19 protein-coding genes and 2 pseudogenes are annotated in these 20932 nt (G+C 72.4%); 13 read left to right on the top strand and 8 right to left on the bottom strand.

The genetic code is table 11. From position 1 onward, the window contains the following. Window positions 1-47: 47 nt before the first annotated feature. Both ABD808_RS06790 and ABD808_RS06785 read right to left on the bottom strand, forming a co-directional pair. Window positions 48-1421 (bottom strand): metallopeptidase TldD-related protein, encoded by a 1374-nt coding sequence (locus tag ABD808_RS06790; RefSeq protein WP_344892875.1) that lies wholly within the window; start codon window positions 1419-1421, stop codon window positions 48-50. A gap of 5 nt (window positions 1422-1426) precedes the next feature. Further along, window positions 1427-2926, bottom strand: coding sequence for a TldD/PmbA family protein (locus ABD808_RS06785; RefSeq protein ID WP_344891484.1), 1500 nt, complete (start codon window positions 2924-2926; stop codon window positions 1427-1429). Window positions 2927-3106: 180 nt separating this feature from the next. Between ABD808_RS06785 and fabG the strand changes: the two genes are divergently transcribed. Continuing rightward, window positions 3107-3811, top strand: coding sequence for a 3-oxoacyl-[acyl-carrier-protein] reductase (gene fabG / locus ABD808_RS06780; RefSeq protein ID WP_344891481.1), 705 nt, complete (start codon window positions 3107-3109; stop codon window positions 3809-3811). 5 nt (window positions 3812-3816) lie between these two features. Next, window positions 3817-4602: an enoyl-ACP reductase FabI gene (gene fabI, locus ABD808_RS06775; RefSeq protein ID WP_344891478.1), complete on the top strand. Its 786-nt coding sequence runs from the start codon at window positions 3817-3819 to the stop codon at window positions 4600-4602. A 33-nt stretch (window positions 4603-4635) separates the two neighbouring features. Here fabI and ABD808_RS06770 read toward each other — a convergent pair whose 3' ends face one another. Genes ABD808_RS06770 through corA form a run of 3 tightly spaced genes read right to left on the bottom strand, consistent with a single transcriptional unit; the run spans window position 4636 to window position 8514 of the window. Beyond that, a complete protein-coding gene (locus ABD808_RS06770) occupies window positions 4636-6528 on the bottom strand; it encodes a helix-hairpin-helix domain-containing protein (protein ID WP_344891475.1) in 1893 nt (630 codons plus the stop codon). After that, window positions 6525-7478, bottom strand: coding sequence for an aldo/keto reductase (locus ABD808_RS06765; RefSeq protein WP_344891472.1), 954 nt, complete (start codon window positions 7476-7478; stop codon window positions 6525-6527). Before ABD808_RS06765 ends, ABD808_RS06770 begins: the two co-directional genes overlap by 4 nt. A gap of 55 nt (window positions 7479-7533) precedes the next feature. Beyond that, window positions 7534-8514 carry a magnesium/cobalt transporter CorA gene (gene corA / locus ABD808_RS06760; protein WP_344891469.1) on the bottom strand — a complete coding sequence of 327 codons (981 nt, stop codon included), beginning with the start codon at window positions 8512-8514 and terminating at the stop codon, window positions 7534-7536. A 66-nt stretch (window positions 8515-8580) separates the two neighbouring features. Between corA and ABD808_RS06755 the strand changes: the two genes are divergently transcribed. The 8 genes and pseudogenes from ABD808_RS06755 to mshC all read left to right on the top strand — a co-directional run bounded on the left by ABD808_RS06755 (window position 8581) and on the right by mshC (window position 14936). Then, on the top strand, window positions 8581-9285 hold the full coding sequence (locus ABD808_RS06755; RefSeq protein WP_344891466.1) for an MSMEG_4193 family putative phosphomutase: 705 nt from the start codon (window positions 8581-8583) through the stop codon (window positions 9283-9285). A gap of 10 nt (window positions 9286-9295) precedes the next feature. Continuing rightward, a pseudogene (locus ABD808_RS06750) lies at window positions 9296-9845 on the top strand (DUF3090 domain-containing protein). A 75-nt stretch (window positions 9846-9920) separates the two neighbouring features. Continuing rightward, window positions 9921-10712 (top strand): SCO1664 family protein, encoded by a 792-nt coding sequence (locus tag ABD808_RS06745; protein WP_344891463.1) that lies wholly within the window; start codon window positions 9921-9923, stop codon window positions 10710-10712. 262 nt (window positions 10713-10974) lie between these two features. Further along, window positions 10975-11730, top strand: a complete 756-nt coding sequence (locus ABD808_RS06740; protein ID WP_344891460.1) for an NRDE family protein — start codon at window positions 10975-10977, stop codon at window positions 11728-11730. 39 nt (window positions 11731-11769) lie between these two features. Next, a pseudogene (locus tag ABD808_RS06735) lies at window positions 11770-11970 on the top strand (hypothetical protein); the annotation flags it as partial. 129 nt (window positions 11971-12099) lie between these two features. Next, entirely contained in the window at window positions 12100-12717 is a 618-nt protein-coding gene (locus ABD808_RS06730) for an ABC transporter permease (protein ID WP_344892872.1), read from the top strand. Window positions 12718-12719: 2 nt separating this feature from the next. Beyond that, entirely contained in the window at window positions 12720-13649 is a 930-nt protein-coding gene (locus ABD808_RS06725; protein WP_344892869.1) for an ABC transporter permease, read from the top strand. 48 nt (window positions 13650-13697) lie between these two features. Continuing rightward, window positions 13698-14936: a cysteine--1-D-myo-inosityl 2-amino-2-deoxy-alpha-D-glucopyranoside ligase gene (mshC, locus tag ABD808_RS06720; protein ID WP_344891457.1), complete on the top strand. Its 1239-nt coding sequence runs from the start codon at window positions 13698-13700 to the stop codon at window positions 14934-14936. 4 nt (window positions 14937-14940) lie between these two features. Here the strand turns inward: mshC and ABD808_RS06715 are convergent, their stop codons facing one another. From ABD808_RS06715 to ABD808_RS06705, 3 genes are all read right to left on the bottom strand, one after another. Beyond that, a complete protein-coding gene (locus ABD808_RS06715) occupies window positions 14941-16398 on the bottom strand; it encodes a serine/threonine-protein kinase (RefSeq protein WP_344891453.1) in 1458 nt (485 codons plus the stop codon). Window positions 16399-16546: 148 nt separating this feature from the next. Further along, window positions 16547-17389, bottom strand: coding sequence for a PAC2 family protein (locus ABD808_RS06710; protein WP_344891450.1), 843 nt, complete (start codon window positions 17387-17389; stop codon window positions 16547-16549). Between the two features lie 145 nt (window positions 17390-17534). After that, complete coding sequence (locus ABD808_RS06705) at window positions 17535-17993, bottom strand: universal stress protein (RefSeq protein ID WP_344891446.1); 459 nt, start codon at window positions 17991-17993, stop codon at window positions 17535-17537. A gap of 181 nt (window positions 17994-18174) precedes the next feature. On the opposite strand from ABD808_RS06705, the gene ABD808_RS06700 reads away from it, so the two are divergent. From ABD808_RS06700 to ABD808_RS06690, 3 genes are all read left to right on the top strand, one after another. Further along, on the top strand, window positions 18175-18837 hold the full coding sequence (locus ABD808_RS06700; protein WP_344891443.1) for an HAD family hydrolase: 663 nt from the start codon (window positions 18175-18177) through the stop codon (window positions 18835-18837). Between the two features lie 144 nt (window positions 18838-18981). Further along, window positions 18982-19419: a hypothetical protein gene (locus tag ABD808_RS06695; RefSeq protein WP_344891440.1), complete on the top strand. Its 438-nt coding sequence runs from the start codon at window positions 18982-18984 to the stop codon at window positions 19417-19419. Window positions 19420-19915: 496 nt separating this feature from the next. After that, the gene (locus ABD808_RS06690) at window positions 19916-20908 is read left to right on the top strand and encodes an ABC transporter permease (RefSeq protein ID WP_344891437.1); all 993 of its coding nucleotides are present in this window, start codon (window positions 19916-19918) and stop codon (window positions 20906-20908) included. Window positions 20909-20932: the final 24 nt, after the last annotated feature.

Here is a 20932-nt window from a genome sequence, read left to right as displayed (position 1 = left end):
AGCCCGTCAGGACGCCGCGCTCCGCCGGGACGAGTGCGCACAGTCCGTCAGGACGCCTGGGACACCGTCGACATGTTGAAGTCGGGGACTCGCAGCGGCGGCATGGCGGTGCGCGTGAAGTAGTCCGACCATTCACGGGGCAGGGTCGGCCCGGTCGCGCCGACCTCGGTGAGGCGTGACAGCAGGTCGACGGGGCTCTCGTTGAACCGGAAGTTGTTCACGGCCCCGACGACCTCCCCGCCCTCCACGAGGTACACGCCGTCGCGGGTGAGGCCGGTCAGCAGCAGCCGCTGCGGGTCGACCTCGCGGATGTACCAGAGGCACGTGACCAGCAGTCCGCGCTCGGTGCGGGCGACCATCTCGTCCAGGGACGCGCCGCCGTCCGGTCCGGTCATCACCAGGTTGTCGACGCTGGGCGTGAGCGGCAGCCCGGTGCGTTCGGCGGACCGCCGCGTCTGGGTCAACGCGGTGAGGTCGCCCTCGCCGATCCAGTCGGTGCGGCCCAGCGCCAGACCGTTGTCGAACACCGACGACTCGCGGCCGGACGCGTGCTCGACGACGAACGGCGCGCACTCCAGCCCGGGCGCCGCCGGGTCGCTGAACAGCGTGACGGGCAGGCTCGCGAGCCGCTCGCCGACGCGGGTGCCGCCGCCCGGCGCGCTGAACACGGTGCGTCCGTCGTGGGCGTCCTGCGCGCCCGCCGACCAGTACAGGTAGATCATCAGGTCGGCGACGGCGGACGGCGGCAGGATCGTCTCGTACCGCCCGGCGGGCAGGTCGACGCGCCGCTCGCCCCACTCCAGGCGCCGGGCGAGGTCGCCGGTCAGCGCGGGGACGTCCACGTCGGTGAAGTCGCGGGTGCCGACGCCCGTCCACGCGGAGCCGCCCGCCCCCTTGGCGTTCAGCTCCAGCAGCCCGGTCGGCTGGTCGTGGCGTAGCCGCAGCCCCGCCGAGCTGCCGACGAACGTCGAGGTCAGCGCGTGGTTGGCGAACCCGTACAGCCGCCGGTCGCCCTCCTGCGCGGCGGCGAACGCCTCGCCGAGCGCGGGCGCGAACCCCTCGAACACGCCGATGCCGGTCTCGGCGGGATCGTCGTCCCAGCCGCCGGACGGGGCCGTCCGCACGAGCGGCGCGGCGTCCTCGGCGGCCTCGTTGCCCGCCGCGTCGGCCTCGGCGGCGCGCACCAGATCCTCGATGTCGTCGGAGTCGACCGCCGAACGGGACACGACGCCCGCCGCGACGCCGTCCCCGGTGTTCCGCAACGCGATGACGGTGAGGCGGCTCGACCGGGTCACGCCGTTGGTGGTGAGGGTGTTGCCCGCCCACCGCAGGTTCGCGGTGCTCGCCTCGTCGGCGATGACGACGCAGTCGTCGGTGCGGGACAGCGACAGCGCCCGCTCGACGGCGTCCTGCGGCCTGATCGCGGTCACTTGCCGGCCTCCTTGAGGGCGTTGAGGATGTTGACGCCGCGGAACAGCGCGGCGGGGCAGCCGTGGCTGACCGGCGCGATCTGCCCCGGCTGGCCTTTCCCGCAGTTGAACGCGCCGCCCAGCACATAGGTCTGGGGGCCGCCGACGGCCTCCATCGAGTTCCAGAAGTCGGTGGTGGTGGCCTGGTAGGCGACGTCGCGGAGCTGCCCCGCCAGCCGTCCGTTCTCGATGCGGTAGAACCGCTGCCCGGTGAACTGGAAGTTGTACCGCTGCATGTCGATCGACCAGCTCTTGTCGCCGACGATGTAGATGCCGCGGTCGACGCCGGAGATCAGTTCGTCGGTGGACGGGCCGCCGTCGGCGGGCCGCAGCGACACGTTCGCCATCCGCTGGATCGGCATGCTGGACGCCGAGTCGGCGAACGCGCAGCCGTTGGAGCGGTCGGCGCCGGTGAGGCGGGCGATGCGCCGGTCGGTCTGGTAGCCGGTGAACAGGCCGCCGGTGACGATGTCGAACTCCTGCGTCGCGACGCCCTCGTCGTCGTAGCCGATGGTGGCCAGGCCGTGCTCGGCGGTGCGGTCACCGACGATGTTCATGACCTTCGAGCCGTACTGGAGGTTCCCGAGCTTGTCGGGCGTGGCGAACGACGTCCCCGCGTACGCCGCCTCGTAGCCGAGGGCCCGGTCCAGTTCGGTGGCGTGCCCGATCGACTCGTGGATCGTCAGCCACAGGTTCGACGGGTCGACCACGACGTCGTACGCGCCGGGCTCCACCGACGGCGCGGCGAGCTTCTCGGCGAGCAGTTCCGGGATGCGGGCCAGCTCGCCGTCCCAGTCCCAGTGGTCGCCGGTCAGCCACTCCCACCCGTATCCGGCGGGCGGCGCGAGCGTTCGCATCGTGTCGAACAGCGACCCGGCGATGCCGACGGCGTTCACGACGGGGTGCAGCCGGACGCGCTGCTGCGTGGTGACCGTCCCGGCGAGGTCGGCGAAGAACTTGTTCTCCTTCACCTGGAGGAGCGTGGCGTCCACGTGGTCGACGTGGTCGTCGCCGAGCAGGCGGCGGCTCCACTCGGCGAGCAGCGCGACCTTGTCCCCGGTCGCCACGTCGAACGGGTCGATCTTGTAGGCGGACACCCAGGTCCGTTCCCCGTGGACGGGTTCGGGGGCCAGCTCGATGGGTTCGCGGTTGACGGGACGCGCGACGGCCGCGACCTCCACGGCCTGCTCGGCGACCCGGGCGGCGCCGCCGGTCGTCAGGTCGATGCCCGCGGCGAAGCCCCAGGTGCCGTCCTTGACGACCCGCACCGACAGGCCGACGTCGTCGGCGTCCAGCGCGGTCTCCAGCGCGGCGTCGTGCAGGGCGAGGGTCTGGCTGCGGATGCGTTCCAGGCGGAAGTCCGCGTGCTCGGCGCCGAGCTCCCGGGCCCGGGTGAGGGCCGCGTCGGCCAGCGCGCGCAGCGGCAGGGCGGTGAACGTGGGATCAATGGAATGCACCTTCCGCAACCTACCCCCGCGCCCCGCCGCGCACCCCCGCGGTTTCCGGCGCGCCGGGGCCGCGCGGGACACCGCACAAACCGGGGTCGGCGGATCTTGTCGGTTCGGCATATCCGTGGGGCGGTCCCCAGGCCGCTAGGGTCGTGCGCAGCCGACATCCATCCGAACGAGAGGGTCCTGATGAGTCGCTCTGTCCTCGTGACCGGGGGTAGCCGGGGCATCGGCCTGGCCATCGCCCGGGAGCTCGCCACCGCGGGCGACGCGGTAGCGGTGACCTACCGGTCGGGTGAACCCCCCGAGGGGCTGTTCGGTGTGCGGTGCGACGTCACCAGCGCCGAGGACGTCGACACCGCGTTCGGCAAGGTCGAGGCGGAGCAGGGCCCGGTCGAGGTGCTCGTCGCCAACGCCGGGATCACCAAGGACACCCTCCTCGCCATCATGAGCGAGGAGTCGTTCACGTCCGTGCTCGACACGAACCTGACGGGCGCGTTCCGCGTCGCCAAGCGGGCCGTGAAGGGCATGATGCGCAAGCGCGGCGGACGGATCGTGCTGGTCTCGTCCGTGGTCGGCCTGATGGGGTCGCCCGGGCAGACGAACTACGCGGCGTCCAAGGCGGGCATGGTCGGGTTCGCGCGGTCCCTCGCCCGCGAGCTGGGGTCGCGGAACGTCACCGTGAACGTGGTGACGCCCGGGTTCGTCGACACCGACATGACGTCGGTGCTGTCGGAGGACCGGCAGAAGGCCATCACCGCCACGATCCCCCTCGGCCGCATGGCGCAGCCGGACGAGGTCGCCAAGGCCGTCCGGTTCCTGGCGAGCGACGACGCCGCCTACATCACCGGGGCCGTGCTCCCGGTCGACGGCGGACTGGGAATGGGGCACTGACCGTCATGGGCATTCTCGAAGGCAAGCGGATCCTGGTCACCGGCGTCCTCACCGACGCCTCGATCGGCTTCCACATCGCGCGTATCGCGCAGGAGCAGGGCGCCGAGGTCGCGCTCACCGCCTACCCGCGCCCGACGCTCACGCAACGGACCGCAAAGCGGCTCCCGTCCGGTCCCGACTCGCCGCCGCCGGTCATCGAGCTGGACGTGACGAACGCCGAGCAGCTCGACGGCCTCGCCGGGAACCTGCGCGACCACGGCTTCGACCACCTCGACGGCGTCGTCCACGCCATCGCGTTCGCGCCGCAGACCGCGCTCGGCGGCACCTTCCTGGAGACCCCGTGGGAGGACGTCGCGACCGCCGTGCACGCCTCCGCGTACTCGCTGAAGTCGCTGACGATGGCGTGCCTGCCGCTGATGAAGGACGGCGGCTCCGTCGTCGGCCTCGACTTCGACGCCACCAAGGCGTGGCCGGTGTACGACTGGATGGGCGTCGCGAAGGCGGGCCTGGAGTCGTGCGCCCGCTACCTCGCCAAGTACCTCGGCCCGCAGGGCATCCGCGTGAACCTCGTCGCGGCGGGCCCGCTCGCCACGATGGCGGCCAAGAGCATCCCCGGCTTCGAGGGCATGACGGAGATGTGGCCGAAGGCCGCGCCGCTCGGCTGGGACATCAAGGACAGCGAACCGACCGCGCGCGCCTGCGCGGCGCTGCTGTCGGACTGGTTCCCCGCGACGACGGGCGAGATCGTCCACGTCGACGGCGGCCTGCACGCCATCGGCGGAGTGGCCTGACCACGACGTACACCGTGAACCGCTAGAAGCGGCTCACTGGGTCACCAGCCTGGCGAGCCTGGTCCGGCGCGCCGGGGCCGTCTCCTCGCGGACGGCCCTGGCCAGCGCGGGCCCGGCCGCCTGGACCACCGACAGATGCCGGTCGGCCAACCCGAACGCGGCGGCGACCAGTGGCCGCGACAGTCCCTCGGGCGACAGGACGGCGACCACGGCGGGACGTCGCGTCCCCCTGGCCTGCGCGACGGTCACGGCCCAGCCGTGCCGCAGCCGGGACGCGTCCGCCGGGGCGATGACGGCGGCGCCGCCGGGGAACTCGACGTCGAGCCCGTGCGGGCCGCCGCCGGTGACGACGCCCGTCTCGCCGAGAGCGGCGTGGGGGAGCGGTGCGGCGACGACCACCCGGTCGCCGGAGTCCATGCCGCCGAACTGTCCCGGCCCGGGGTTCAGCGCGGCTTTCAGCGCCGTGTTCAGCGCGGTCACGCCCGCGTCGCCGCCGGTGGTGGGCGCGACGACCTGGACGTCCTCGACGGGGATGCCGAGCGCGCGGGGAATCGAGTCGGTGACGAGCTGCACCGCGCGGTGCACCGCCTCGCCGGGGCTCTCGGCGGGCACGATGACGACCTCGTGGCCCGGCGCGTCCACGGTCGTGAGGTCGCCCGCCCGCACCGCCTCGGTCAGCACGCCGATCGGGCTCGTCGGCGGCGCGGCGTCCAGCGCCACGACGGGCACGGTCTCCGACGCCTCCAGGTCGTCCAGGGGCCGTCCGGGACCGGCGGGTGGCGGGGCGTCCGGCTCGGCGCACAGCACCAGGTGCGCGCCGTCGGGACACGCCTCGACCAGCACCGCGCACAGCTCGACGTCCAACGCGGCGGCGTCCGTCACGATGACCAGGTCGAGGTCGAAGGGCCACTCCTCGCCCCGCCCGTACACGACGGCGCCGGGCGCGGCGGACGGGTCGTCGCGCGGCTCCAGCAGCCGGTGCAGGCTCGTGACGATCGCCTCGTCGCCGCACTCGACGTCGGCCGAGGCGCGGTCGGTGGGCGTCGCGACGGCGGTCCGCACGCCCTGACCTGCGGCGGCCGACGCGATGCCGACAACGGCGCCGGCCAGGTCCGTGGGCGTCCCGCGCACGACGCTGACGCCGGTGCGCAACGCGGCGGTGAGCGCGAGGGCGTGGTCCTCGGGAAGCCCGTCCCGCAGGCCCTTGATGGCCGCGTCGGCCAGCAGTGGTGCCGCCGTGAGCGTCAACCGGCGGAACCCCTCGGCGGCGGCCTCCTCGGCCAGCGCCCACCGCGCGGGGCCGAGCGTCTCCTCCGGCTCGGGCGGCTCGGCGTCCTCGTCGAACGCCTCCTCGTCGAACTCGGGCTCCTCGGTGAGCGGCAGGACCTCCGCCTCGTCTAGGGCGGCCTCCACGGCACGCCGCGGGTCGGCGACACCGGCGCGCTCCAACGCCGACAGCACGTCGGCGGCGGGCGTCACCGTGTGTCCGCCGCGCGCCGCGTCCGTCAGCAGATGCAGGACGAGGGCGCGGCCGCGCCGCGGATCGTCGGGCCGGGCGTCCGGACCGAGGACCGCCTTCGCGAAATGGTCGGCCTGCGGGGGCCGGACGCCGGGGACGCCCAGCAGCCGCCACGGGTCGGCGCGCAACCGCCCGGCGGCCTCGGGCCCGAGACGCGCGGCGGCGCGGGCGGCGAGCGGCGCGGGCACTCCCGCCTCGGCGAACAGGTCGGCCACGGCACGCGCGCCCTCCCGCGCGGACGGCTCGGGCTCGGGCTTGGGCGCCGGAGCGGGCGCCGCCGCGATGGCCCCGGCCGCGGCCTCGGCGGCGCGCATCGCCTCGGCGGCTCTCGCCGCGCGCGCGGACGCGGACTCGCCGTTTTCTGGAGTGCCGGTGTTTGGAGTGCCGGTGTCTGGCGTGTCGGTCACGGGCTCCCCGTCGAGGTGTCGGAGACGTCGTCCAGCGCCGCGCGGATCTCGTTCGGCAGCGTCACGTCCTCACTCTCCAGTATCGCGCCGAGCTGCGCCGCCGTCCGGGCGCCGACGACCGGCGCGGCGACCCCGGGACGGTCCCGCACCCAGGCCAGCGCCACCGCCAGCGGCGACCGGCCGAGGCCCTCGGCGGCCGTCACCACCGACTCGACGATCCGCGCGCACTCCTCGTCCAGGTACGGCAGGACGAAGTCGGAGTAGTGCGCGGCGGCCGCCCGCGATTCGGCGGGGATCCCGGTGCGGTACTTGCCGGTCAGCACGCCCCGGCCGAGCGGCGACCACGGCAGTAGCCCCGCCCCCGCGTCCAGCGCGGCGGGCACCACCTCGCGTTCGATGTCGCGGCTCAGCAGCGAGTACTCCAGCTGCGCCGACACGACGGGCGCGCGGCCCGGCCAGGCCCGCTGCCACGCCGCCGCCTTCGCGACCTGCCAGCCCGCGTAGTTCGACACGCCGACATACCGGGTCCGGCCGGACGCGACGGCCTCGTCCAGCGCGGACAGCGTCTCCTCCAGCGGCGTCCCCGGGTCGTACACGTGCAGCTGCCACAGGTCGACGTGGTCGAGGTCCATCCGGTCGAGGGAGGCGTCCAGGGCCCGCAGCAGATGCCGCCGCGACCCGTCGTAGCGGCCGTTCGGCCTGATCGCGGCCTTCGTCGCGACGACGAGCGCGTCCCGGTCGACCCGCTCGCGCAGCAGCCGCCCGAGGATCCGTTCGCTCTCCCCGCCGTTGTAGACGTCGGCGGTGTCGACCAGGGTGCCGCCCGCGTCCACGAACGCCGCCAGCTGCGCCGCGGCCTCCTCGGGGTCGGTGTCCTGCCCCCAGGTCATGGTGCCGAGACCCAGCCGGGACACCAGCAGCCCGCTCCGCCCCAGGTGACGCTCCTTCATAGGCGGTCAATGTAGCGGTCCGACGTGAAGTCGAGGGTGCCGGGCCGCCGGGCCGCTACAGCCACCCGCTCCTGCGCAACCGCCGGAACAGCAGCGTGCAGATGACCAACATCACCCCGATGGCCAGCGGATACCCGAACTTCCATTTCAGCTCCGGCATGTGCTCGAAGTTCATCCCGTAGATGCCGGCGATCGCCGTCGGCACCGCGATGATCGCCGCCCACGCCGAGATCTTCCGCATGTCGTCGTTCTGCTGCTTGCCGAGCAGCGCCAGATGCGCGGTGAGCACGCTGTTCAGCAACTCGTTGTGCGCGTCGACCTGTTCGTCGACCCGCAGCAGATGGTCCAGGACGTCGCGGAAGTACTCGCGGGTCGAACCGCACTCGGCGATCCGCCCCCGCGTGATCTCCTGCAACACCGGGACCAGCGGGTCCTCCGCGGTGCGGAACTCCAGCACCTCCCGCTTCAGGGAGTGGACGGCCTCGGTGACGTCCCGCGCGCCGGGATCGAACACCGCCTTCTCCAACTGGATGATGTCGATCTCGACCTCGTGCGCGACGATCCCGTAGTGGTCGACGATCTCGTCGCACACCGCGTACAGGACGGCGGTCGCGCCGTGCTTCAGCAGCTCCGGCGACTCCTCCAGCCGCTCCCGGACGGGCCCGAGCGGGTTGCCGGAACCGTGCCGGACCGTGACGACATAGTCCGGGCCGAGGAACACCATGATCTCCCCGACCTCGATGTCGGACGTCTCGTCGATGTACGACAACGTCTTCAACACCACGAGCAGCGTGTCGTCATAGCGTTCCAGCTTGGGGCGCTGATGGGCCGTCACGGCGTCCTCGGCGGCCAGCGGATGCAGCTGCAACTCGTCTTTGACCAGCTCGAACTCGTCCACGTTGGGTTCGAACAACCCGATCCAGACGAAACAGTCGCCGTCCTCGCGAGCCAGGTCGAAGGCGTCGCTGATGTCGCCGTCGATGTCGCGCCGCGTCCCGTCGGCGTAGATGGCCTTGTCCACGATCACAGGCCGCATTGTCGCGCATCCCGGACGCGAGGGTGCCGCGTCCCCACCGATCGGTCATCTCCTAGAGTGACCGCTGTGACGATGCTTCTCCTGGTACGGCATGGCCTGACCGAGATGACCGGTCCCGTCCTCGCGGGGTGGACGCCCGGGGTGTCCCTCGACGACCGCGGCCGCGCGCAGGTCGCCGCGCTCGCCGCCCGCCTCGCGCCGCTGCCCCTCGCCGCCATCGTGAGCAGCCCCCTGCAACGCTGCGCCGAGACCGCCGACGCCCTCGCGGAGGGCCGCTCCGTGAAGGTCGAGACCGACGACCGGTTCGGCGAGGTCCACTACGGCGACTGGACGGGCCGTCCCCTCAAGGAACTCGCCGAGGAACCCCTGTGGCGCGTCGTCCAGTCCCACCCGAGCGCCGCCCGGTTCCCCGGCGAGGACGGCGAGTCCCTCGCCGCCGCGCAGCACCGCGCCGTCACCGCCGTCCGCGACTGGAACGAACGAATCGCCGCCGAACACGGACCCGACGCCCTCTACGCCGTGTGCAGCCACGGCGACATCATCAAGGCGATCGTCGCCGACGCCCTCGGCCTGCACCTCGACCAGTTCCAGCGGATCCAGGCCGACCCCGCGTCGCTCACCGCGATCCGCTACACCGAAACGCGCCCGTTCGCCGTCCGCGTCAACGACACCGGCGGTGATGTCACCGCACTCGTGCCCGAACCGACCGCCGAAACGGCGGGAGGAAACGGACTCCGGCCGGGTGACGCGGTGCCCGGCGGCGGCGCGTAGGGTCGTTGTCATGCCCGTCATCTCCTACGACCCGCCGGAGCGGTTCGTCGCCGGCGCCGTCGGACGGCCAGGCGATCGCGCGTTCTACCTACAGGCGCGCTCCGGCCGCCGCGTGACCAGCGTCGGCCTGGAGAAGTTCCAGGTCACCCTGCTGGCCGAACGCCTGGAGGAACTGCTGGACGAGGTGCTGCGGCGCAGCGGCGGAGAGGCCCCGGTGCCCGCCGTCACCCCGTCCGAACTGCTCGACGACGCCCCCCCTCGACCAGCCCGTCGAGGAGGAGTTCAAGGTCGGCACGATGGCGCTCGCCTGGGACCCCGACGACGAACAGGTCGTCATCGAGGCCCAGGAGGTCACCGAGACCGAGGAGGACGCCGAGGTCGGCGAGGACGATCCCGCCATCGCCGTCCTGCGGGTCCGGATCAGCGCCGCGCAGGCCCGCGCGTTCGCCGAACGCGCCCTGAAGGTCGTCGCCGCCGGGCGCCCCCCGTGCCCCCTGTGCGGCCTGCCCCTCGACACCGAGGGCCACGTGTGCCCCCGCCAGAACGGATACCTCGGCTGAGATGCCTTCGCCCGGCGAGGACGAAATGGGCCCGTTGTGCTGGATCATGGGCGCCGTGCCCGGAAGAATGAACACATGACGCAGTCCTCCCGGGACCGCGCGCCCGCGGACGACGCCGCCGGACGCGGCACGCCCGGATGCCCGACCTCCCCCCGCGACGTCGCCGCCGCCGAACGGCTGCTGACCGCCGGGCGCCTCAACGTGGAGGGCCGGCTCGTCCAGGCGTCCAACGCCACCCTGTACTGCACCATCGAACACGAGGGCCGCGCCGCCAACTGCGTCTACAAACCCGTCGCCGGCGAGCGGCCCCTCTGGGACTTCCCCGACGGCACCCTCGCCGAACGCGAGGTCGCCGCCTACGAGGTCTCCAAGACCATGGGCTGGGGCACCGTCCCGCCCACCGTCCACCGCGACGGCCCCTACGGCGTCGGCATGGTCCAACTGTGGGTCGAACCCGACCCCGACATCGACCTGGTCGCCCTCTCCCGCTCCGACGACGACGCCATCCGCCGCATGGCCGTCTTCGACGCCGTCGTCAACAACGCCGACCGCAAGATCGGCCACCTCCTCCCCCCGGGCGACGGCCGCGTCTACGGCTGCGACCACGGCGTCTGCTTCTCCATCGAGTACAAACTCCGCACGGTCCTCTGGCAGTGGCGAGGCAAACCCCTGGCCCCCGAGGCCCTGGAGGCCCTGGACCGCGTAGCGAAAGCCCTGAACGAGGGCCCCCTGGGCACCCGCCTCTCCGACCTCCTCACCCCCGACGAGGTAGACGCCACCCGCCGCCGCGTAGACCTGATGCTCAAACACAGAATCCACCCCTACCCCCCAGAAGACTGGCCCGCCATCCCCTGGCCGCCCCTTTAATGTGGGGGAGCGACCCCCCACACCCCCGGCTGCGCGGCACGGGTCTCCTCGCTCCGGTCGCTGGCGCCCCCTGCGCTGCGGGGACGCGGCGCGCCGGGTATTCCCGCTCCGCTCGCTGGCGCTCGCTCCACGTGACTACCCGTACTCCTGTGGCTGGGCTTAGAACCCTGTGGCTGAGGTCAGAGCCTGTGGCCGGGGTTTGAGGCCCGCGGTTGATGAGGGCGGTGCCTTGTGGAAATTGGCGCTTCAATAAGCTCGGGGCATGTGTACGGCGATTGTCAGTGTTGATCCTGGTTCTGCTGTTCCGGTGTTGGTTGTGGGGGTGCGGGACGAGTTCGTTGCGCGGGAGTGGGAGGGGCCGGGGCGGTACTGGGCGGAGTGGCCCGGGGTTGTCGGGGGGCGTGATCTGCGGGCTGGGGGGACGTGGTTCGCCGTCGAGCCCGGGGCGCCGCGTGTGGTGACCGTGTTGAACGGGCGGGGGCGGATGGCGGCCGAGGCGGGGCGGGTGTCGCGGGGCGGGTTGTCGTTGCGGGTCGCGGCCGATGGGAAGCTCGGGCGGCTTGATCTGACGGTCTATGACCCGTTTCATCTGGTCGCGGCGGAAGCCGATCGGGTGCGGTTCTGGAGTTGGGACGGTGTCGAGCTCGCCGAGCGGGAGCTCGGGCCGGGGCTGCACATGATCGTCAACAGCGGGCTGGAGGGTGGGGAGCAGCTCGAAGGGGAGACCGAGGACGCCTACATGGGGGCGCGGCTCGCCTACTTTCGTCCTCGGTTGGTCGCCGCGGCGCGGCCTGCGCCGCGGGTTGGTGAGTCGCTTGAGGAGGCTTGGGGGGAGTGGCTGCCGTTGGTGGGCGGAGGCGGGCTGGACCGTGCCGATCACCGGGCGCTGCTTCCGCTGCTCGACCTCGGGGAGGGGCGGGTCTGGGGGACGACGTCGGTCAGCCTCGCCGCGTTGACCCCGGGCGGTGTCCGGTACGACTTTCGTGCCGTGCCGGGCGATTGGGCTCGGGTGCTGTAGCCGCTTCTCCGTCAAACGGCCACGGCGTGATGACGGTCGGTGTTAGCTTGGCCACTCGTTGCGATCTTTTGGCAGGGAGCGCGGGTGGCAGGAACGCGGGTGGAGGCGCGCACACCGTTTCAGGTTGGGTGGGGTCGGTTCCGGCGTGATCGAGTCGCGGTGGCGTCTTTGGTTGTTTTGGCGGTAGTCGCTGTTTTCGCTGTGCTGGCGCCGTTGTGGGCGCATCTCACTGGTCATCCCTATGACGATACGTTCCCCCGGACCGGGTTGGACGCCGGGGGACGGCCGCGTGGGCCCGGGGGAGAGTTCCTGCTCGGGGCCGATCTGTTGGGGCGTGACGTGCTTGTGCGGGCCGCCTATGGGACCCGGGTGTCGTTGGTGGTGGGGGTCGGGGCGGCGTTGCTCGCTTCTGTGGTCGGGACGGCTGTCGGGCTGGTCGCCGGGTTCGTGGGTGGGGCCGTGGACGCCCTGTTCGGGCGGATGATGGATCTCGTCCTCGCGCTGCCGTACCTGCTTGTCGCGATCACCCTGGCGACGACGTTTCCGGTGTCGTCGGCGGTGGGCGGGCTCACCATGACCGTCGTGGTGATCGCGTTCTTCTCGGCGGCGGCTTCGGGGCGTGTGGTGCGGGGGCAGGTGCTGGTGTTGCGGCGGGCGGAGTTCGTCGAGGCGGCCCGGTCCGCGGGGGCCTCCGGGCCCCGGATCATGGTCGGGGACGTCCTGCCGAACCTGGCCGCGCAGGTCACCGTGCTGACGTCGTTGCAGATCCCGGCGGCCATCGTGTTCGAGGCGACGCTGTCGTTCCTCGGTGTCGGGGTGCGCCCGCCGACGCCGAGCCTCGGGTCCATGCTCGGGGAGGGCGGTGACGTGTTCGGGTCCGCCTGGTGGCTGCTGCTCGTTCCGGGTGTCCTGCTGTTGCTGACCACGTTGTCGTTCAACCTGATCGGCGACGGGGTCCGGGACGCGCTCGACCCCCGGGGGCGGTGACCATGCCCCGTTACCTGTCGCGTCGGCTGCTGCACTCGGCGGTCGTGCTGTGGCTGGTGTCGACGTTGGTGTTCGTGTTCCTACATGTCTCGCCCGTGCCGGTGGAGCGTGTCATCGGGGGGCCGCGGGCCAGCGGTGAGGTGCTGGCCCAGATCCGGGCCAACCTGGGGTTGGACCAGCCCGTCCTCGTCCAGTACTGGCGGTTCGGGACGCGGCTGCTGCGGGGCGATCTCGGCGACTCCTACATCAGTGGGGCACCGGTGTCGACGTTGATCGCCGAGCGCCTCCCGGTGACGATATGGCTCGTCGCGGGCGCCGGGGTGGTGTGGTTCGTCGGGGGTGTCGGGCTCGGGGTCCTCGGCGCGACGCGGGCGCGGACGATGGGGGACCGGGCCGCAACGGCGTTCGTGCTGGTCGGCATGTCCACGCCGCCGTTCGTGGTGGCCCTGGCGCTGCTGTACGTCTTCGGGTCCGGATTGCACGTGTTCGAGGCGGGGCCGCCGATGCAGGAGCACTTCTTCCGGCGGATGGTCCTGCCGTGGGCGGCGCTGGCGTTCCTGATGCTCGCGTCCTACGCGCGGCTGACACGCGGCGCGATGCTGGACGTCCTAAGCGAGGACTATGTGCGGACGGCGCGCGCCAAGGGCCTCCCGGAGCGCCGGGTCGTGTGGCGTCACGGGTTGCGGTCGGCTCTGACGCCCGTCGTCAGCCAGTTCGGCGTCGATCTCGGCGCCCTGGTCGGCTCCACGATCGTGACGGAGAAGGTGTTCGGGCTCCAGGGGGTGGGGCAGCTCGTCTACCAGTCCATCACGGTGGGTGATACCCCCGTGGTCATCGGGGTGACGCTGACGGTGACGCTGTTCGTGATCGCGGCGAACCTGGTGGTGGACGTCGGATACTCGTTCCTGGACCCCCGCGTCCGGCTCGCCTGACCCGATCTCGCCGCAAACCCACGAAGTCGGCATGGATAAGCTTTCGGTATGCGATCGTGGCCCGCTTCCGACGTTCCCGACCTTGCCGACGCGGGACTGCCCGCCGCGACCCGGCCGCTCCGCCTGTACGACACGGGAACCGGGACGGTCCACCCCTCCGGGCCCGCCGAACGCGGCGGAACCGCCCGGATGTACGTGTGCGGCATCACCCCCTACGACGCCACCCACCTCGGCCACGCCAACACCTATCTGGCGTTCGACCTCGTCAACCGTGTGTGGCGCGACCTCGGGCACCGGGTCCATTACGTGCAGAACGCCACCGACGTCGACGACCCCCTCCTGGAACGTGCCCGCGACACCGGGGAGGACTGGCGCGTCCTCGCCGACCGGGAGATCCAACTGTTCCGCGACGACATGACGGCGCTGCGGATCCTGCCGCCCGACCGGTACGTCGGCGCGGTCGAGGCGATCCCGCTGATCGTCGAGATGATCGAGAAGCTGCGCGGCCGGGACGCCGCCTACGAGCTGGGCGGCGACACGTACTTCCCGGTCGCCGCGGACCCCGCGTTCGGGCAGGTCAGCGGGCTGACCCGGGGGGAGATGACGCCGCTGTCCGCCGAGCGTGGCGGCGACCCCGACCGGGAAGGGAAACGTGACCCGCTCGACGCCATGCTGTGGATGGCGCGGCGTCCGGGCGAGCCCGGCTGGGAGTCGCCGTTCGGGGAGGGCCGCCCCGGCTGGCACGTGGAGTGTTCGGCGATCTCCATCGAGTACCTCGGCATGGCGTTCGACGTTGAGGGCGGCGGGTCCGACCTGGCGTTCCCGCACCACGAGATGGGCGCGTCCCACGCCCAGGTCGCCACGGGTGAACGGCCGCATGCCCGCGCCTACGTCCACGCCGGGATGGTCGGGCTGGACGGCGAGAAGATGTCCAAGTCGCGCGGCAACCTGGTGTTCGTGTCGAAGCTGCGGGACGCGGGCGTCGACCCGATGGCGATCCGGCTGGCGTTGCTCGCGCACCACTACCGTGCCGACTGGGAGTGGACGCCCAAGGACCTGGACGCCGCCGTCACGCGCCTGGGCCGGTGGCGCGCCGCCGTGGAGCGTGCGTCGGGCCCGTCCGCCGAGGGCGTGGTCACCGCCGTCCGTGACCGGTTGAACGACGATCTGGACGCGCCGGGCGCGCTCGCCGCCGTCGACGCCTGGGCCGCCACCGAAGGGGCCGACACCGCGGCGCCCGCGCAGGTCAAGGCCGCCGTCGACGCGCTTTTCGGCGTCGCCCTCTAGGCCGTCACTTCAGGACGTAGCAGTCCCAGTCGGACGGGACGCTCGCGTCGCCGCGCAGCCGCGCCTCGGCGTCGGACGCGTACTGCGACGCGCACACCGCCGTCATGGAGATGGGGGTGTCGACGCCGATGTCGCCGTCCCGGGGCACGCAGTACCACTTCCCGGTCCGGAACACGGCGTCGCGTTCCCGCGCCGCGCAGTACTTGGCGGGCGACGGTGAGCCGAGCACGACGGGTTTCGGCGGCGGGTCGCTGCTAGGCGGGGGACCGTCGTCGTCGGTGGGACGGGTGCCGCCCGGGACGGGACGTCCCGGCGCCGTCGACGTCGGGCCCCGCCCGGACCGGGTGTGACTCGGCGTGGCGGAGGTCGGCGCGGTCGACGGCGCGGCCGTCGACTCCGGCGCCGTCACCTGCCCGCCTCCGCCGGTCGGATCGTCGGATCGGTCGAGCAGCGTGTAACCGGCGACCGCGGCGGTGGCCGCGACGACGGCGGCCCCGGCGGCCGTGGCGGCGGCCCAGCGCACCTTGCGGCGCCGCCCCCGCGGGCTCGGGGCGGGGTTGGTGGCCGTGGGCGGGAGTGTGTCACCCCCGGCCCCACCCGGCACCGGCAGCGCCGGGGATGCGGCGCCCGCGGCAGGCGTGTCATAGGCCTCCGCGTGGCCGACCAGCCGGAGCAGCAGCTGCGCCGCCGTGGGGCGGGCCGCCGGGTCCTTCGCGAGCGCCGCGCCGACCAGGTCGCGCAGCTCGCCGTCCAGGCCGCCGAGGTCGGGTTCGTGGTGCAGGACCCGGTACATCACCGCCGGGATGGTGTCGGACCCGAACGGCGGCCGTCCCGTCGCCGCGAACGTCATCGTCGCGCCCCACGCGAACACGTCGCCCGCGGCGCCGACGTCCCGTCCGGACACCTGCTCGGGCGCCATGTAGGCGGGGGTGCCGACGGCGCGGCTGCTGACGGCGCTGGCCGCGTCCAGGACCCGGGACAGGCCGAAGTCGATGACGCGGGGCCCGTCCGGCCCGAGCAGCACGTTGTGCGGCTTGAGGTCGCGGTGCACGATCCCGGCGCGGTGGATGGCGGTCAGGGCGCTGGCGGTGCTGACCGCGAGCCGGTCGAGCGTTCCGCCGGTCAGCGGCCCGTCCCGCGCCACGGCCCGCGCCAGCGCCTCGCCGGGCACGTACTCGCTGACCAGGTACGGGTTGTCCCCGGCGACCTCGGCGTCCAGGAACTGGGCGGTGCAGAACCGGGCGACCTGCTTGGCGACCTCCGCCTCCCGGACGAACCGGGCCCGCGCCGTGTCATCGTCGTCGAACTGGACCCGCAGGAGCTTCACCGCGACGCGCTCGCCCTCGGGGCCGACACCGAGGTAGACCGTGCCCTGCGCGCCGGACCCGAGCCGCCCGAGCAGCTCGTACCGGCCGAGGCGGGTGGGGTCGTGCGGGTGCAGCGGGTGCGCGTCGGAGTTCATTGCAGTGCCCTCCTCCTCCGGGCGCTGGCGCGCCCTGCGTCGGGCACTGCGGGCGATCGCCGGACGCGATCGCGAGAATCGGGGTCGTGGTGCGGTTCCGCCGCTGGCCAGGGTAGTGCCTACCGGGGCAATCCGCTCAAGTCACGGGTCAGCCGGGGTCGCGGCGCCGCAGATAGCGCTGGAACTCGCGGGCGATGGCGTCGCCGCTCGCCTCGGGCAGCTCGGTGGCGTCCTTCTGCTCCTCCAGCGTCCGGACGTACTCGGCGACCTCGGAGTCCTCCTCGGCGAGCTCGTTGACGCCGTTCTCCCAGGCCCGGGCCTCCTCGGGCAGCTCACCGAGCGGGATCGCGACGTCCAGGAGGTCCTCGACGCGGCGCAGCAGCGCGAGCGTCGCCTTCGGGGACGGCGGCTGCGCCACGTAGTGCGGGACCGCCGCCCACAGCGACACCGTGTCGAGGTCGGCCTTGGCGCAGGCGTCCTGTAGGACGCCGAGGATGCCGGTCGGGCCCTCGTACCGCGCGGGCTCCAGGTGCAGGCTGCGGGCCAGCCCCGCCTCGGACGCGGCGCCCGTGACGGGCACCGGACGGGTGTGCGGGGCGTCGGCGAGCAGCGCGCCGAGCAGCACCACGTTGCGGATCTCCAGCTCCAGCATCAGCCCGATCAGCTCTCGGCAGAACGACCGCCACCGCATGTTCGGCTCGATGCCGTGCAGCAGCACGACGTCCTTCCCGGACGGGAGCCGCGCCCACGAGACGCGGGTCGTCGGCCAGGTGATGCCGCGGGTCTCGCCGTCGGTCATCTCCACGATCGGACGGGTGACCTGGAAGTCGTAGTAGTCGTCGGGGTCGAGTTCGGCGATCGGCACGGCCTCCCAGGTGGCCTCCAGATGCGCGACGACCCCGCTGGCGGCCTCCCCGGCGTCGTTCCACCCCTCGAACGCCGCCACGAGCACCGGATCGACCAGCTCCGGCAGACTCTCCAGCTCGACCACGCGCTGCCTCCTTCCGACGCCCAGGTACAGCGTCACCGACGGGGGTCTCATTCCCGGGGGCCGGGACCCCGCTCATGATCGGTGGGTGTCAGCCTACGTCCTGACGGTGACGTACCCCACCCTTACGCGACCCCACTTGTCCCCGTCACCTACCGTCGGTGGTGTGGACGATCAGCACATCGCAGGGGGAGCGGTGCGACAGGTTCGCGGGGACCGACCCGAGGATCCGTCCCGTCAGGGTGTTCAGGCCCCGGTTGCCGACCACGACGAGGTCGGCGCCGCGGTCCCCGGCCAGCCGCGCGATGACGTCGGCGGCGTCGCCCTCGACGGCGACCTGGTCGACGTCCCCGGCACCGGCGGCGACCGCCCGCGCCCGGGCGGCGCGCAGCGCGTCCTCGGCGGGCGTGGCCCCCTGCACCTTGTACGCCAGGTCCCCGAGCCGGTCGGCGGCGGCGGCGCGTTCCCGCGCGGGCATCGGCCCGTAGGCGGCGGAGAGCAGGAGGGACGCGCCGGTAGCCGCGGCCAGCCGGGCCGCGCGGTCGACCGCGCGGAACGAGGAGTCCGAACCGTCGGTGCCGACGAGGATGACGCGGTACGCGCTCATGCCGCTCCCTGCATGTTCGAGGTTTACCCGCTGGTAGCTTTTGGGGGGAACCGTACCGGTACGGTGACCCGTTCGTCACCGTTTCATCGCACACCGTGTCTCCGAGACCACCGTCCCTGAGACCGACACGTCGAGACCATGTCTCCGAGACCACACTGATTCGTCGCTTGAGGGGAAGATCGTGACCCGTGGGGGCCCGCAGGCCGTGCTGTTCGACATGGACGGCCTGCTCATCGAGTCCGAGCACGTCTGGCTGGAGGTCGAGTCGGAGGTCATGGCGTGGCTGGGCGGCGAGTGGACTCCCGCCCACCAGGAACGCCTCGTCGGCGGCTCCCTGTCCATCGCCGTCGACTACATGCTGGAGCTGACCGGCGCCGACGCCGACCCGGAGGAGGTCGGGCGGCGGATGCTGGACGGCATGGCCGAGCGGCTGAGCGCCTGCGTGCCGATGATGCCCGGCGCGAAGGACCTGCTGGCCGAGGTCCGGGAGGCGGGCGTCCCGGCGGCGCTGGTGTCGTCCAGCCACCGGCGCCTCCTCGAACCGGTGCTGGACGCGATCGGCCGCGAGCACTTCGCGCTGAGCGTCGCGGGCGACGAGGTGACGCGCACCAAGCCCGACCCCGAGCCCTACCTGACCGCCGTCGCCCGGCTCGGCGCCGAACCCGGCCGCTGCGTCGTCCTGGAGGACTCCCCGAACGGCGTCGCCGCGGCGGAGGCGGCGGGCTGCGTGACGGTCGCGGTGCCGGGCGTCCTGCCGATCCCGCCCGCGCCGGGACGCACGGTCGTCGCGTCGTTGCGTGAGGTGAGCATGGCGTCGCTGCGCGCCCTGCCCGCGTTCGCCTGATACCCGCGGGGTGGTCCCGGGGGGACGGATCACGCGAAAGGATGAGGTCGCCCCGGCGACAAACCGTCCGCCGGGAGGACCGAAAACGCGGTCCGGCGTGTGACGATGGGAAGTGAGCACGAGCGCACGGAATGAGGGGCCGGCATGAGCGACGCAGCCATTTTCGCGATCAGTCTCGGGGTGACCCTGGTCGGGCTGGTCATCAGCTGGGGCGTGTACCGCCGCCGGGGCGCGGGCGTGGGCCTGCGCGGAGCCGCGCTGTCCCTGGTGCCGCTCGCGGCGGCGATGACGGGCGTGACGGAGTTCTTCGTCGACCTCGCGTTCAGCCCGGTCAAGTGGGCGGGCGTCGCCCTCGCGGGGGTCACCGTGCTCCTCTACATGACGTCCGGCGCCATGATGAGCCGCCGCGCCGACTCCGGCGGCGGCGGCAAGCGCAAGGCCGCCGAGGGCGGGGACGCGGCGCCCCGGTCCACGGGCCGGTCCGGTAAGGCGAAGAGCGCGATCGAGGGCCCCGCCAAGAGCGGCGGCGACCCCGAGATGGCGGAGATCGAACGGATCCTCCGCGACCACGGAATCTCCTGACACCCACTGACAACTTCTGTCCGGTGCCCGCGCGGCGCCGGGCGCGGCTCTGACGGGCCGGGACGTCCCCACGCGATCCGGGGGCATCCCGGCCCGTCGCCGTGTGTGCGGCCCGTGCCGTCCCGCCGCCGTTCGGTCGCCGCCACGCCGGTGCTGACCTGCGGATGAACGGTCTCGGAACGGACTCAGTACGATAAAGCTTTCCGGTCTAGACCGGTCAGATGTTGCCTGCCCGGGTAGCGGCGTACGTACTATTCGGGCGATTCGTCCGACGTGTTGTCCGGGCGCATGTTCCCGAGATGACGACGAGATCACAAGTCAGATACGGGTACTGGCGAAGGTCGCTTCACGGATGGACAGTCATGCGCGAAGGACTACGTTTCCCTTCAGCGAACGCGGCGTGATCAGAACGTCGACAGCGGATGATCTCCGTCGTCGCCGGTCACACGCCGGCGGCATGGCCGAACCAGTGGCCGAACAGTAGGAGGTATGGAGCGTGGCCGCACCCATAGAGGTGAGCGGGTCCGACACCGAGGCACAGCCGGAAGCGGTCCTGGCCGGCGTCGACCGCAAGAAGATCCAGGGGCGCTCCCTGGGCCAGATCGCCTGGATGCGGCTCAAGCGCGACAAGGTCGCGCTCACCGGTGCCGTCGTGGTGGTCCTCCTCATCCTCATCGCGATCTTCGGTCCCTACTTCGTCCAGGACCCGCTGAAGTACCACCAGAACCTGATCGACCCCACCTACAACCGGCCCAAGACCGGCGTGTGGCACTCGGGCATCAGTGCCGACCACCTGCTCGGCGTGGAGCCGGGCACCGGCCGCGACATGCTGGCCCGCATCGTGCACGGCGCCCGGATCTCCCTGCTCGTGTCGTTCCTCGCCACCCTGATGTCGGTGGCCATCGGGACGATCATGGGGATCACCGCCGGGTTCTTCGGCGGCTGGGTCGACTACGTCATCAGCCGCGCCATGGACGCCTTCCTCGCCTTCCCGCTGCTGCTGTTCGCGATCGCGCTGGTCGGCGTCGTCGCCGACGACGCCTTCGGGTTGAGCGGCAACGGGCTGCGCGTCACCGTCCTGGTCATCGTCATCGGCTTCTTCAACTGGCCCTACATCGGCCGGATCATCCGCGGGCAGACGCTCTCGCTCCGAGAACGGGAGTTCGTCGACGCCGCCCGCAGCATGGGCGCGCGCAACTCCTACGTCCTGTTCAAGGAGATCCTGCCGAACCTGATCGCGCCGATCCTCGTGTACTCGACGCTGCTGATCCCGACCAACATCCTGTTCGAGGCGGCCCTGTCGTTCCTCGGCGTCGGCGTGAACCCGCCGACCCCGTCGTGGGGCGGCATGCTCACGCTCGCCGTGCCGATCTACTCCTCGGACCCGATGTACATGATCATCCCGGGTATGGCCATCTTCATCACCGTCCTCGCCTTCAACCTCTTCGGTGACGGGCTGCGGGACGCTCTCGACCCACGGTCCAGGTGACTCGGGTCCTATTTCGACCCGTCT

This window comes from Actinomadura meridiana (genome assembly GCF_039537545.1).
GTDB lineage: Bacteria > Actinomycetota > Actinomycetes > Streptosporangiales > Streptosporangiaceae > Spirillospora > Spirillospora meridiana.
Note: the sequence above shows the minus strand (reverse complement) of the source record. Positions and strands in the feature narration are given on the sequence as shown.